The 14555-nt window shown below is 43.2% G+C and carries 13 protein-coding genes; 11 read left to right on the top strand and 2 right to left on the bottom strand.

The annotated features are described in order from the left end of the window. The first annotated feature begins 2 nt into the window (after window positions 1-2). Window positions 3-902: a DUF445 domain-containing protein gene (locus DQQ01_RS11265; protein ID WP_111920123.1), complete on the top strand. Its 900-nt coding sequence runs from the start codon at window positions 3-5 to the stop codon at window positions 900-902. A gap of 37 nt (window positions 903-939) precedes the next feature. On the opposite strand, the gene citX is transcribed toward DQQ01_RS11265, so the two are convergent. Further along, a complete protein-coding gene (citX, locus tag DQQ01_RS11260) occupies window positions 940-2352 on the bottom strand; it encodes a citrate lyase holo-[acyl-carrier protein] synthase (protein ID WP_111920122.1) in 1413 nt (470 codons plus the stop codon). Next, window positions 2349-3413: a [citrate (pro-3S)-lyase] ligase gene (gene citC / locus DQQ01_RS11255; protein ID WP_111920121.1), complete on the bottom strand. Its 1065-nt coding sequence runs from the start codon at window positions 3411-3413 to the stop codon at window positions 2349-2351. The genes citX and citC overlap by 4 nt, the downstream gene beginning before the upstream one ends. A gap of 142 nt (window positions 3414-3555) precedes the next feature. On the opposite strand from citC, the gene DQQ01_RS11250 reads away from it, so the two are divergent. The 10 genes from DQQ01_RS11250 (at window position 3556) to citD (ending at window position 14551) form a co-directional block, all read left to right on the top strand. Next, window positions 3556-4134, top strand: a complete 579-nt coding sequence (locus DQQ01_RS11250) for a HutD family protein (RefSeq protein ID WP_111920120.1) — start codon at window positions 3556-3558, stop codon at window positions 4132-4134. A 201-nt stretch (window positions 4135-4335) separates the two neighbouring features. After that, on the top strand, window positions 4336-4842 hold the full coding sequence (locus DQQ01_RS11240; protein ID WP_111920118.1) for an RNA polymerase sigma factor: 507 nt from the start codon (window positions 4336-4338) through the stop codon (window positions 4840-4842). 36 nt (window positions 4843-4878) lie between these two features. Continuing rightward, complete coding sequence (locus tag DQQ01_RS11235) at window positions 4879-5982, top strand: hypothetical protein (RefSeq protein ID WP_111920117.1); 1104 nt, start codon at window positions 4879-4881, stop codon at window positions 5980-5982. 102 nt (window positions 5983-6084) lie between these two features. Beyond that, window positions 6085-7536, top strand: a complete 1452-nt coding sequence (gene pepD, locus DQQ01_RS11230) for a beta-Ala-His dipeptidase (protein WP_111920116.1) — start codon at window positions 6085-6087, stop codon at window positions 7534-7536. Between the two features lie 97 nt (window positions 7537-7633). Continuing rightward, window positions 7634-9040: a YfcC family protein gene (locus tag DQQ01_RS11225; RefSeq protein WP_111920115.1), complete on the top strand. Its 1407-nt coding sequence runs from the start codon at window positions 7634-7636 to the stop codon at window positions 9038-9040. Between the two features lie 300 nt (window positions 9041-9340). Beyond that, window positions 9341-11386, top strand: coding sequence for a urocanate hydratase (locus tag DQQ01_RS11220; RefSeq protein WP_111920114.1), 2046 nt, complete (start codon window positions 9341-9343; stop codon window positions 11384-11386). Window positions 11387-11419: 33 nt separating this feature from the next. Beyond that, on the top strand, window positions 11420-12676 hold the full coding sequence (gene hutI, locus DQQ01_RS11215) for an imidazolonepropionase (RefSeq protein WP_111920113.1): 1257 nt from the start codon (window positions 11420-11422) through the stop codon (window positions 12674-12676). A gap of 13 nt (window positions 12677-12689) precedes the next feature. Then, window positions 12690-13583, top strand: a complete 894-nt coding sequence (gene ftcD, locus DQQ01_RS11210) for a glutamate formimidoyltransferase (RefSeq protein WP_111920112.1) — start codon at window positions 12690-12692, stop codon at window positions 13581-13583. Window positions 13584-13610: 27 nt separating this feature from the next. Next, window positions 13611-14243, top strand: a complete 633-nt coding sequence (locus DQQ01_RS11205; protein WP_111920111.1) for a cyclodeaminase/cyclohydrolase family protein — start codon at window positions 13611-13613, stop codon at window positions 14241-14243. A gap of 35 nt (window positions 14244-14278) precedes the next feature. Beyond that, window positions 14279-14551 (top strand): citrate lyase acyl carrier protein, encoded by a 273-nt coding sequence (gene citD / locus DQQ01_RS11200; RefSeq protein WP_111920110.1) that lies wholly within the window; start codon window positions 14279-14281, stop codon window positions 14549-14551. The last annotated feature ends 4 nt before the right edge of the window (window positions 14552-14555 follow it).

Here is a 14555-nt window from a genome sequence, read left to right as displayed (position 1 = left end):
ATATGAGTATCATAGAAATACTGGCAGGACCGGTGATTGGCGCAGTGATTGGATACTGTACCAATTATATAGCGGTAAAGATGCTGTTTAAACCTTTAAATCCTGTGAAGCTTGGAAACTGGACACTGCCCTTTACACCGGGAATTATTCCAAAGGGAAAGGCAAGAATGGCAAAAGCTATGGGAGAAGCAGTGGGAAATCATCTTCTTACCAGACGGGATTTAGAACAGATTCTTTTATCAGATGAAGTGAAAAAAACAGTGGCGCAGGCAGTGGGAAATGGCCTGCAGTCCATTCAGAAAAACGAGGATACACTGGAAACTTTTTTGGGACATTACGTGGAAAAGGAAGACTATGAAAACATGCGCGGACATCTGGAGGAGTTCATTACAGAAAGAATTTCCAGCGGTCTGGAGAAAATGGACGTAGGCAGTATTATTGCTGAGGAAGGCGCCAAAGAGGTCAAAAATAAGTTCCAGGGAAGTATGGTTTCCATGTTTTTAACTGATGATCTGATTCAGTCTATTGCAGTACCCATTGGAAATAAGGTGGGAGAATATATCCGGGAAAACGGAAGAGAGAAGATTCACCCCATTGTAGTGGGAGAAATTGCAGCGGCAGAAAATATTCCGGTAAATCGGATTATGGAAAACATTCCTCTGGGTCAGGAGAAAATTGAGGAACTTGTAGAATCTGTGTATGTGAAATTTGTAGGAGAGAAGGCAGAGGAGCTGGCAGAAAAATTCCATATTTCGCAGGTGGTTGAGGAAAAAATTAACGAAATGGATATTCTGGAAGTAGAGAATATTCTTTTGGGGATTATGAAAAAGGAATTAAATGCAGTAGTAAATCTGGGAGCTATTATTGGCTTTTTTATCGGTCTTTTGAATCTGCTGTTTTAAGAAAAATGAATAGAAAGAAGAAAAAATTGCCTGACTGCTATTCAAAGCAACAGGCAATTTTTGTAAGAAAATACAGGAAATAAGTAAGCGCGAGCATATCCGCAGAGCCTCCGGGACTGAGGTTCTTTTCTATAAAATAATGGTCTAAAAGAGGAAGGATTTCCAGCTGCTTTTCATAGGAGGAATCATGCAGGAATTCAGAAAGAGCAGTCCTGACTTTTATGGAAATTTCAAAGTTGCCACGGGTGATAAGGTTGGTGTCATCTGTGTGGGCAATGTAATATAAAAGTGTCAAAAGACCTGAATCGTTCAGAGAAAATCCAGCCTTTTGGGCTTCTTTAAAACGGGAAAAACCATACTTCAGAACATGGGGAAAGCCGTTGTGTGCTTCACCCCGTATGCCGGTGATTCCGTGAAGCAGATACAGTCTTTCACCATTGGATTTTGGAAGATTTGGGTTTATACTGTCATAATCTTTCAGTAAGTCTGTCAGCATATGACAGCAGATATTTCCCAGTAAGTCCGGAAAATCCGGGGATTCAAAGTCTATGGCATAAAAGGATTTTGCAAAGCCTGCAGCAGCGCAGAAGATTCCTCCGGAGAAGATGATTCCCTTATGTGTGTTCACTCCATTTGTGGCAGAAAGCATCTCTTTTTCAGCCCGGATACCAAGAGGACGGAGGGTCTGAAACAAATTTGGAAGCTCCTTTAAATCACCGGAAAAACTAAGACCTTCCTGGGCACATTTGAGAAAATAGGGAGTTAAAGCATAGGCACTTTTTACGAAAGTATACCTGCACATATCCCGGTGAGCACCATTATGCAGGCGGTCTACAAGCCCTGGCTTTAAGGCAGTATTGACCTCATAAAACAGAGATTTCTGCATCATAAGAGCAAGGTGAACGGCCATACGCTCCCTGTAAAAACTGTCTATCATCTGTATTGTATGTAACTGCAGTTCCTCTGCACTATGGGTTCTGGAACGGCTGCAGAGAAAAGCAGGATTTTGGCAAATCAGACAGGTGCGCTCTGGGAATCCAAGTTCCTGACGGGATACCTTTGAACCGTCGGGGCGCAACACATCAAAATCAAATAAACGTCCCAGAGGGTGCTTTTCTTCCTGTAAAAGCAAATGCTTTTTTATGACTTTTGGCTTTAAATCAAGGGAAAAGATACACTCATATCCGGTATTTTCTTTCACCTCTTTTACTTCTATAATTCTTCCACAAAGCAATTCAATGTTTTTACGAATCAGGTGATATCCCAGGAAATACAGCCATTTCGTATAGGGAAATACCTTCACAGAACCTGCGATATTCAGTGTAAAGCTTACTAAAGAGGCGGGATTTTTTTGCAGCAATTCTCTCTGAAGCTGCGCCCGTTTTTCTCTTGCGTCCAGTATTTCGGGCAGGGAAGCAGGTTCTCCCTTTGTCCAGACAGAATGATTCATAATATACCTCCTCTTTGAGCAGATAATTGTTTTTTTAGTGCAGTTCCCTGAGGAGAAATCAAAAACGCATAGGTGGTTTCAGGAACAAAATTCTGTAGCTCTTTCAGGTCATTTTCATCTCCTGTAAGAAATTTTTTTCGTACAAGTGTGGCGCTGATTACAGTATCCTGATATTTGCATCTGGGAATTTCCGTCACTTTTATTCCAAAGGAAGGAAGCACTTTTTTCATCTGCTGATTATAGGCATTTGTAATTTGAGAAAAGGGTTCTTCTCCTACAAAACGCTGGGTAATACCAAAAGTTTCTTTGAAATAAACTCCGAAAATCATCAGGTCTAAAAGTGCAGTTTTGTCAGAAACGGTTGCTTTATCCTTTAGAAAATAGTCAGGAAAGGTAGCAGCCGAAATCAGGTAATCAGAGCTGCCATGTATTTGAACGTTTGCAAAATCTGCACAGCCTTTTTTTACCAGTTCCAGGCGGAGGTCCGACGGAAATTCAGAGGAATCCGCAGATAAAACGAAAACATGAAGCAGGTCGCAGAAGGAGGCTGCGGTTTCCACAAGATACCGATGTCCATTGGTAAAGGGGTTAGCATTCATGACAATAGCGCCGATTTTTTTGCCTTTGTAAGCGGGAGTAAGAGCAGCTTCCTGCCGAAGGTATTCCCGGATTCCGTCTTTTCGGTTCTCCATGAGCAGCATGTCCTCAGTCTGCATAATGGAGTAGAATCCCATGTCTGAAAACATTTGCAGGTACAGGGGTTTTGTAAACAAAAACAGATGGGAGATTCCCTCTGAGGCAGCGTTTTTTAAAAGCTGGGTCATAATCAGAGAAAGGCAGCCTTTTCCCTGAAAGGCAGGATTAATGGCAATGCATTTTAAGGTGTTTTTGTGACGTGAGCCACAGCCTGCGATCTGTCCGTCCTGAGTTTTAAAAAGTGCAGTGTATTCAATCTGGCTGTCATAGGATAAATCTGTTTGGGTTAAAAAGGCTTTTAGCTTTTCCAGTCTTCTTCCCTGAAAAGGAAAGCCTTCTTCTAAATAAAACTGTTGGGAATCCATGGTATTCTCTCTCCTTCAGATTGTGATAAAATCAGTGTAACATAGAAAAGGAGGCGTGGCAATGAGGGGAAGTGTAAGTTGAGGAAAAGGGGAGGGTGTGGTAAAATCAGAGCAAAAGTATTGGGAAAAGGAGAGCGTATTTATGGGAAATCATTTTATTGTAAGAAACAAAGCGCATTTTCAGACTTCACGGTGGTCAGGAGGCAGCACTACAGAGTTGTATCTGTATCCGGAGGATGGCAGCTATAAAGAAGGGAATTTTCAGTGCCGTATCAGCAGTGCGGTGGTGGAGGTGGAACAGTCCGAATTTACCAGTCTGCCGGGAGTTAAAAGATATTTGAGTATTTTTGAAGGAAATCTGGAAATGATTCACGGGGAAACAGAGAAGGTACGTTTGAAACCCTATGAAGTGGATTGTTTTGACGGCGGTACTTCTACGGTAAGCTTTGGACAGGTGACGGATTTCAACCTGATGCTGAAAAACGGAGCAGAGGGGAAAATGGAAACCGCGTGTTTAAAAAAAGGAGAGAAGATAAGCCTAAAGCCGGAAAACGGAGAGCAGATTCTGGCGGTGTATGTGAAATGCGGAGGTGTGAAGACAGAAGGAGCTGTTGCTTTGGCAGGGGAACTTTTGCTTTGCAGGGACTGGAGGGAAGAAGTTGTGCTGGAAAATACAGGGGATTGTAAGGCAGGGCTTGGAATTTGCAGAGTGAGGGTGTAGAGGAGAAACGGTGTGTTCCTTTGAAGAGAGAAAAGGTTATGACAGGAAATCCATTAGGCTGGCAGAGCAAGCTGTCGGTTTAATGGATTTTTACTTTACAGGAAAATGTTTGATAAAAAAAATAAAGAAGAGCCATGCACCGAAAGGAGTCGTTTCTTCGTCTAATAGGTGTAAAGAAAAAATAAGAGAGGAGGAACAGCCATGGACTTATTGGTGAAGAGAGCGCAGAAGGGAGATGCAGAAGCCTTTATCCGGCTTATAGAAAAACACAAAATTTCCATGTATAAAGCAGCGAAAAGTTATTTGAAAAATGAAGAAGATGTTGCAGATGTTATGCAGGACACCGTACTTTCTGCGTTTGAGCATATCAGGGAATTAAAGCATACCGGTTATTTTAAAACCTGGATTACCAGAATACTGATTAATCATTGCCTGGATATGCTGAAACAGGAAAAACGTTGTGTCCCGGTAGAATGGACGGAGCGGGAGAGTGCAGAAGTACAGGATAAGGACAGAGCTTTTTATGAATTGCTGGAAGAATTATCAGAGGACTATCGTATTATTTTTCTGCTCTATTATGGGGAGGGTTTTTGCGTCAGAGAGATTGCGGAACTATTGGAGATGAATGAAAATACAGTAAAAAGCAAATTGAGAAGAGGCAGAAAGAAATTGGAACAAGTGCTTTGTCTGAAAGAAAGGAGCGTATGAAGATGGAAAACAGAGAGAAAAGAATGAAAAGAAATTTTGGAACAAAAGATTCAGATTTCCGGTCCGGTAGAAGAAAAATTAAAAGATACCTATGAACTTATTCGGGAAAGACAGCCTGCTGCAAAAGAGAAAAAGAAAAAAATTCCGACTGTGGCGGCGGCAGTTATCCTTGTGTTTCTGGCGTCAACCAGTGTATATGCGGCTTTTCATTCAGAGTTTTTTGAAGGAATGTTCGGCAACAAAACAAAGGAATCTGTGCCTGCAGAACAGCGGTCTATTGATAACGGAAAAGGAGGAAAAGTAGCTGTTGTGGTTCCGTCAAAAGAATTTGTCGATGTGGACGAAGAAAGAGCGGAAGAATTATTGGAAGCTTATGTCATGGAAAAGCCTGTGGTTAAAACAATCGGAAGTCATACTCTTACAGTGGAGAATTTTTTGTATAATGAAATTGGGGGTTTGATGTACTTTACCCTGGAAAGAAAAGAGGGAGTTATCGCGCTAAAAGGTGATGAGGAAACCAATTTAGAAAAGGGTGCAAGATTTACGGAAGACGCTGATTTTTATTTTACGATACACAGGGGAGAGCAGGTCATAGGAACAGAAAATATCTATGTGGATACACAACGCAGCACACAGGAAAAAATGTATTTTTATAGTTATTTTTTGTGGTCGGAATGGGAGGGGGAAGAAGCACAGGGAAATCCGACGCTGGAGATAGAACAGTATCCATGCACAAGGGGAGAACAGGCAGCTATGTCTGAGGAAGAAGCAGCAGAAATGCAGAAGAAAACAAAAAAAGAAAGTATAAGTCTTACGGATAAAGCGCCCATGCCGATAGAAACTGTGGATTTAAAGGAAAAGGGAACCCTGAACCTGAGTCCCTTTGCCATGTCTTTTGATGTTTCTCTTATGCTGGGTGTGGAAGGGGAACTTGCCATGGACCCCGGTCAGGTAAAACGTGTGGAAATTCAGTATCGGGACGGAAGCAGCTATGTGGTGGAAGACAAAGAAGCGCATATTAACAATACAGGCTATGTGCTGGGAACGGGTACGGTGTATAAAATAGCGTTTAACCGCCTGGTTGATGTAGAGAAAATAGAAAAAGTAATGATTAATGACGTGATAATTTCTGTGAAATAAGAGCAAAATGAAAGACAGTAAAACGGTTTACCGGTTGAGGAGCGCAGAGGTTTGTGATAGAATCAAGAAAAACTTTTGAGAAAAACGAGAGGAGAATCTATCATGACAGAACAAATGAAAGAGTTACTACAGGACAGAGTATTTCGCATTTTTTATGAAATCAGTCAGATTCCAAGACAAAGTTTTCACGAGGAACAAATCAGTGCATATCTGGCGCAATGGGCAAAGGAGAGGAATGTCTTTGTTGTAAGAGACGCCTGCAACAATGTTCTGATGCGAAAAGCAGCCTCAAAGGGAATGGAGGATAAGCCGGGGATTATTTTGCAGGCGCATATGGACATGGTATGCGAAAAAACACCGGAATCCTCTCACGATTTCTCAAAAGATGGGATTCCATGGGAAATCGAAGGGGACTGGCTTACCACAGGAGGAGAAACAACGCTGGGAGCTGACGACGGAATCGGTATGGCGCTTGCCATGGCGGCGCTGGAAGAAGAATGGAAACATCCGGTACTGGAGGTGCTTCTTACCACAGCCGAAGAGGAAGATTTGTCCGGGGCGGCAGGATTTGACACAGGACTTTTAGAAGGGAAGTATCTGATAAATCTGGATAATTCCAGAGAGCAGGAAATTTTGTGCGGAAGTTGCGGCGGAGAGGCGGCAGAAGTGCAGCTCTCTCTGAAAGGCGAAGATTTAAAGGAAGGCTGGGAAGTGTATAAACTGAAAATAGGCGGACTTTTAGGCGGACATTCCGGAGGAGATATTCACATGGGACACGGAAATGCGAATAAACTTCTGGCAAGAGTTTTGCTGGCGCTTCGGGAAGAAACAGAAATAAAACTGGTAAGCATAAAGGGGGGAACCTTCCGGCTTGCCATAGCGAGAGAGGCGGAATGTGTACTTGCTTTTCCCGGAGAAGATGCAAAAGCAGCAGAAAGAAAAGTGGAACGTGTTTTAGAGGATATCCGAGAAGAATATTTAAGCGCAGGGGAAAAGCTGAGTTTTGCTTTTTCTCCTTATGAGGGAAACGTACAAAGCGTCTATGACGGGGAAAAGGTGCTGGATTTATTGCTGTTTTCCCCGGACGGAATTTTTGAGATGAACAGCGATATGCCGCATCTGGTCAGCAGTTCTGACAATATGGGAGAGGTTTATCTGGAAAAAGGGGAAGCGAAAGTCGTATATGAAATCAGAGCTGCCCGCAATTCCGCGAGAGATTATCTTGCAGCGCTGATAGGCAGGCTGGCAGAACAGCTGGGAGGAATCTGCAGAATCCATTCGGTTTATCCAAGCTGGGAATATCGACCGGAGTCTGTATTGAGAGAGAAGGCAATAGAAATTTTCCAAAAAGAGAATAACGGTATACCAGAGGTTCTCTGTGTACACGGAGGGCTGGAGTGCGGCTGTTTTTTTGAAACAAAGCCAGAGCTTGATGCAATTTCCATAGGACCGGACTGTTTGGGTCTGCATTCTCCTGAGGAACGGCTTTGTATTTCTTCTACGAAAAAAATATACAAAATTTTAGGCAGTATCATACAAAAAATGTATCAATAATTCAATTGACGAAAAAGAAAGATTCTATTATAATTTAGCATATTAAAGTGATATCACGAAAAAGAGGAGCTGACATTTTATCACAGGAGGTATGCGAATGGAAAAGAAAAAGAGCAAAATTCAGATGAAAGCACTGAATCCAATGGTTTTGTTGGCAATTATTATCATTGGCTGTGCAATAGCCACTTATGTGGTTCCGGCAGGACAGTATGACAGGATTTTAGACCCTGCCACAGAGAGGGAGATTGTGGATCCAAATACCTTTCATTATGTAGAACAGAATCCGGTAGAAATATTTGCGCTTTTTAAATCAGTGACATTGGGACTTCAGAGAGCCAGTTATGTTATTTTCTTTTTGTTTATCATTGGAGGAATGTTTCAGATTATGGAAGCTACCGGCGCCATACACAACGGTATGACGTTGGTGGTAAAGAAAATGGCGGGAAAAGAGCTTTTGATGATTCCGGTCTGTATGATGGTTTTTGGCTGCGGTTCTGCTTTTGCCGGAAATTTTGAGGAATTTCTGGCGTTTGTACCTTTAGTGCTGGCGGTTTGTATTGCTATGGGATTTGATTCTCTGGTAGCTCTTGGTATTATTTTCTGTTCGGCTGCGTCAGGCTATGCCGGAGCAATGACCAATGCTTTTACCGTGGGCGTTGCGCAGGGAATCGCAGGGCTTCCTATGTTTTCGGGAATCGGATTTCGTGCCTGTGTATTTCTGGCACTTATGGCAGTAAGTATTACCTATGTGACCTTGTATGCCGGAAAGGTAAAAAAGAATCCCAAAAACAGTTTAGTGTATGAATTTGACAAAGGAAAGGAATCGGATATTGATTTAAGCGAGGCGGTAAAGCTGACGCTCAGGCAAAAGCTGGTGCTTCTGACCTTGTTGGGAGCCATGATAGTCATGGTTATCGGAATCATCAAATTTGGGTTTTATATAGATGAACTGGCAGCGCTGTTTCTCATTGCCGGATTGATTGCCGGATTTGTGGGTGGACTGAAGCCGGGGCAGATTGCGGAAGAGTTCTTAAAAGGCTGTGGAAATCTGCTTTTTGCAGGGGTGATGATAGGTCTTTGTAATGCGGCGCTTATTGTACTGGAAGACGCCAATATTATGGATACCATTATTCACGCACTGGCAGGACTTTTGGACGGACTTCCTCCTATGTTAAGCGCCTGCGGAATGTTTGTGGTGCAGGATTTGTTTAACATTCTGGTGCCGTCCGGTTCCGGTCAGGCTGCCATTACCATGCCTCTTATGGCGCCATTGGCAGATTTAATTGGGCTTACAAGACAGACTTCTGTCCTGGCATTTCAGTTGGGTGATGCGTTTACCAATGTTATGGCGCCTACTGGAGGAGAACTTTTAGCTGCCTGTGCCATGGCAAAGATTCCTTGGGGCAAATGGGCGAAATGGCTGTTTCCGTTGTTTCTCCTCTGGTGGATTGTGGCATTTCTTTCCCTGATTGTGGCAGTGCAGATTGGATACGGTCCATTTTAAACAAAAGAATATAAGACGTGAGACTGACACATTGCTTGGTGTGACAGCCTCACGTTTTATTTTACCATTAAATTTTTACATATAAATAGGAAAGTTCAGATGCAATGCTGATAGAACCTGCTTCAGACGGAAAATCCTACATTTTAGTGCATTTTTACTTTATCACAGGAAAATGTTCAGTGCAATTTCGTTAAAAACAGCGAAAGAATTCATGGGTTTTTAGCAGGAATTAGGAAAATAGACGTTTTTTAGACTGTGGCAATGCTACAATCGTAAAAAAAGCAAAGGAGACGATGTGAAATGAACAATGCAGATATCGGAAATGCAATGGTAATCAAACTGGACCCGGTATTACCAGAATACCCAACCTTTAAGGATGGTGTCAGAAGAGCGCCGATGAGAGAGCTGACACTGAACAAAAGAGAGATTAAACTGGCAGTAGCAAACGCTTTGAGATATGTGCCGGAAGAACTGCATGAACAACTGGCACCGGAATTCCTGGACGAATTATTGACACATGGACGTATTTACGGATACCGTTTTATGCCAAAGGAAAGAATTTACGGAAAACCTATTGATGAATATAAAGGCGAATGTGTGGAAGGTAAAGCTTTCCAGGTTATGATTGACAACAACCTGGATCACGATGTAGCTCTTTATCCATACGAGCTGGTTACATATGGAGAAACCGGACAGGTTTGTCAGAACTGGATGCAGTATCAGTTAATCAAGAAATACCTGGAAAAACTGACACATCATCACACATTGGTTATGATGAGCGGACACCCAATGGGGCTTTTTAAATCTCATGAATCCAGCCCAAGAGTTATTGTAACAAACGGACTTATGGTAGGTATGTTTGATAATCCGGAAGACTGGGCAAAAGCAACTGCTATGGGCTGCTCTTCTTATGGACAGATGACAGCAGGCGGCTGGATGTACATTGGACCGCAGGGTATTGTTCACGGTACCTTCAATACCATCTTGAACGCAGGACGTAAATTCTTAGGTGTTCCCCAGGACGGCGATTTAGCAGGTCACTTATTTGTGACAAGTGGTCTTGGCGGAATGAGCGGAGCTCAGCCAAAAGCCATTGAAATCGCAGGCGGTGTTGGTATTGTAGCAGAAGTTGACTACTCCAGAATTGAAACACGCCACAGCCAGGGTTGGGTAAGTCTGGTAATTGAAGATGCAGCGGAAGCATTCCGTGTAGCACAGGAATACATGGATAAGAAAGAAACTATCTCCATTGCATTCCACGGAAATATCGTAGACCTTCTGCAGTATGCAGTTGACAACAATATTAAGATTGAACTCTTATCTGACCAGACTTCCTGCCACGTTCCATACGACGGAGGTTACTGCCCACAGGGTCTGACTTTTGAAGAGAGAACAGAGATGCTGGCAAATGATAAAGAAAAATTCTGTGAACTGGTAGACCAGTCCCTGATTAAACATTATCATCTGATTAAGACTCTGGTAGAAAGAGGCGCTTACTTCTTTGATTATGGTAACGCATTTATGAAAGCTGTTTTTGATGCAGGCGCAAAAGACATTGCAAAGAACGGCGAAGACACCAGCGAAGGCTTTATCTTCCCATCTTATGTAGAAGATATTTTAGGACCGGAGTTGTTTGATTACGGATACGGACCATTCAGATGGTGCTGCCTGTCCGGCAAACCGGAAGATTTGAGAAAGACAGACCATGCGGCAATGGAAATCATTGATCCGAACAGAAGAAGCCAGGATAGAGATAACTACATCTGGATTCGTGATGCAGAAAAGAACAAACTGGTTGTTGGTACACAGTGCCGTATTCTGTATCAGGACGCTCTGGGAAGAAGAGATATTGCTCTGAAATTCAATGAAATGGTAAGAAACGGAGAAATCGGACCGGTTATGCTGGGACGTGACCACCATGACACAGGCGGAACAGATTCTCCATACAGAGAAACATCAAACATTTACGATGGTTCCAATATTACAGCAGATATGGCTGTTCACTGCTACGCAGGTAATGCGGCAAGAGGTATGAGCCTTGTAGCTCTGCACAACGGCGGCGGCGTTGGTATCAGCAAATCTATCAACGGCGGATTCGGTATGGTTCTGGACGGCAGCGAAAGAGTGGACGAAATCTTAAGAGCAGCCATTCCATGGGATACTATGATTGGCGTTTCCAGAAGAAGCTGGGGCAGATGTGAACATTCTATTGAAACAGTTGCAGAATACAACAAAATCAGAAACGGCGAGGATTATATCACCATGCCTTATCTGGCAAGCGATGAATTAATTGAGAGAGTATGTAAAGATGTGGTTGTAGAGCCTCATCATCACACACATCACTAAAATCTGCTGCAAACAGTTGTGAGGAAATTGAACATGAAAAAAAGATATATACGTCACGCTTCTGAACTGGTTACCTGTAAGGGCAGTGCGCCAAAGCATGGAAAAGAAATGTCTGACATCGGTCTGATTAAAGACGGTGCAGTGATTATCCATGATGACAAAATCGTTGCCACAGGAACCACAGAGGAACTGGACAAACAGGTGGACTTTGAAGAATATGAAGTCATAGACGCCACAGGGAAAACCGTTATGCCGGGGTTCGTGGATTCTCATACACACTTTATTTTCGGCGGATACCGTGCAGATGAATTTTCCTGGAGGTTAAAGGGCGACAGTTATATGTCCATTATGGAACGGGGCGGCGGCATTAATGCCACCGTCGTTCCTACCAGAGAGGCAACCGAAGAGGAACTGATAGAAGCCGGAGAAGAACGTTTAAACCGCATGCTGGAGTTTGGTGTTACCACAGTGGAAGGCAAGAGCGGTTATGGCATGGATTGTGACACAGAGCTGAAACAGCTTCGTGTCATGAAAAAGCTGGACGAAACCCACCCGGTGGATATTGTCAGAACCTTCCTAGGACCTCACAGTGTTCTTCCTCAGTGGAAAGGCAGGGAAAGAGAGTTCCTGGAAGAGCAGCTTCAGGTGGTTATGCCTAAAGTAAAAGAAGAAAACCTGGCAGAGTTTGCTGACATCTTTACAGAAAAGAATGTATTTAATATAGAAGATTCCGAGTATTATCTCACAGAAGCAAAGAAAATGGGATTTAAGTTAAAAATCCATGCAGATGAGATTTATCAGTTAGGTGGTGCAGAGCTGGCTTCCAGAGTGGGGGCTGTGTCTGCAGACCATTTGCTCAAGGCTTCTGATGAGGGAATCCGTCAGATGCGAGATGCCGGTGTGATCAGTACCCTGCTTCCTGCGACTGCATTTTCTTTAAAAGAGGAATATGCACCTGGAAGAAAAATGATTGATGAGGGCTGTGCTGTGGCGCTTGCTTCTGATTTGAATCCGGGAAGCTGCTTTACTAATTCCATACCGCTTCTGGTAGCTCTTGGCTGTATTTATATGAACATGTCCATTGAGGAGGTCATTACAGCGCTGACCATCAATGGAGCGGCAGCCGTAGACAGAGCGGATACTGTGGGAAGCCTGGAACCCGGAAAACAGGCAGACCTTGTGATTCTGAAATTCCCTTCTATTCACTTTATGCCGTATCATACAGGCATTAATCTGGTAGAAACTGTTATCAAAAAAGGGGAAACCGTATACCACAAAGAATGGAAATAAGGAGAATAACATCATGAACAAGATTATTGAATGTGTACCTAACTTCAGTGAAGGTAGAGATAAAGAAAAAATCGAAAAAATTGTTGACTGCTTCCGCAATGTGGAAGGCGTAAAATTGCTGGACTACAGCTCTGATGAAGACCACAACAGAAGTGTTGTGACGGTTATCGGTGAACCGGCTCCGTTAAAGGACGCTATGGTAGCTGCTATCGGCAAAGCAGTGGAACTCATTGATATGACAAAACATCAGGGACAGCACCCACGCATGGGCTGTGTTGACGTTGTTCCTTTCATTCCTATTCGTAACACAACCGTAGAAGAAGCAGATGCTCTTGCAAAAGAGGTTGCAAAAGAAGCTTCTGAGAAATTCGGTCAGCCATTCTTCTTATATGAAAAATCTGCAACTGCACCCCACAGAGAAAACCTTGCAAAGGTTCGTCAGGGACAGTTTGAAGGTATGGCAGAAAAAATGAAAGATCAGGAAAAATGGAAACCGGACTTTGGTCCAAACACCATTCACCCTACAGGCGGAGTAACAGCTATCGGCGCCAGAATGCCGCTGATTGCTTACAACATTAACCTGGATACTTCAAACGTGGAAATCGCTCAGAAAATTGCAGATAAAATCCGTCATGTAAAAGGCGGCTTCCGTTACTGCAAGGCAATGGGCGTTATGCTGGAAGACAGAAACATTGCACAGGTATCCATGAACCTGACAGACTACACAAAAACATCTGTTTACACTGTATTTGAAACGGTTCGCATGGAAGCAAGACGTTACGGCGTAAATGTACTTGGCAGTGAAGTTGTTGGTCTGATTCCTCTGCAGGCAATCGTAGACTGTGCAGAGTATTACCTGGGATTTGAAGGCTTTGACCCGAAACAGGTGCTTGAAACAAGACTGTAATTTAAAATGATATAAGAGGTATATGCCATGAAAAATATGACAATTAAAGAATTCGCCATGCAGACAGCCTCTAATGAACCAGTACCTGGGGGCGGAAGTATTTCCGCCCTCGCTGGCGCTTTAGCAGCAGCTCTTACAGAAATGGTGGCAGGACTGACTATTGGCAAGAAAAAATATGCAGAAGTGGAAGAAGAGATGAAGGCAGCTGTAGAACCTATGCATAAAATCTGCGAGCAGCTTTTAGATGATATCAAAAGAGATAGTGAATCCTTTGATTTATATATGCAGGCTCTGACTCTTCCGAAGGAAACAGAGGAGGAAAAGGCAGCCCGTACAGCCGCTATGCAGAATGGCTTAAAGGCGGCAGTGGCAGTGCCTTTATCTGTGGCAAAAGCAGCATATGAGGTACTTCCTTTTGCAGAGGTTATGGTGACAAAGGGAAATAAAACTGCGGTAACAGATGCACTGGTTGCTACTATGATGGCGAGAACTGCTGTATTGGGTGCATTGTTTAATGTAAAAATCAATCTGGAATCCATTAAGGACGAAGAATTTGTAAAGGCAACTTCTGAAGAGGTTGCTGTATTGGAGAAAAAAGCCGTTGCCTTTGAACAGAAAATTCTGGCACAGGCAGGGGTTTCCAAAAGTGTAACAGAGTAAAGCAAAAGAAGGAAGACGATGAAAGGAGAAGGCCTGTGAAGATTTTAAAAAATGCAGTAGCAGGAACCCTGGAATCCAGTGATTTGTTTATTCAGATTGAGCCAGACGAAAAGGAACTGACCCTGGAGATTGACTCCGTTGTTGCGAATCAATATATGGATTCCATTCGGGCTGCCGTGCTGGATACCTTAAAGGAATTTGACGTATCCACAGGAAAAATCTTTATTAAAGACAAAGGTGCCTTAGACTGCGTAATACGCGCACGAATGGAAACTGCACTGAAAAGAGGGGGAGTGGAAGCAAAATGAGGAG

The sequence above is a fragment of the Blautia argi genome (assembly GCF_003287895.1).
Classification (GTDB): domain Bacteria; phylum Bacillota; class Clostridia; order Lachnospirales; family Lachnospiraceae; genus Blautia; species Blautia argi.
This window is presented reverse-complemented; position numbering and strand designations above follow the sequence as displayed.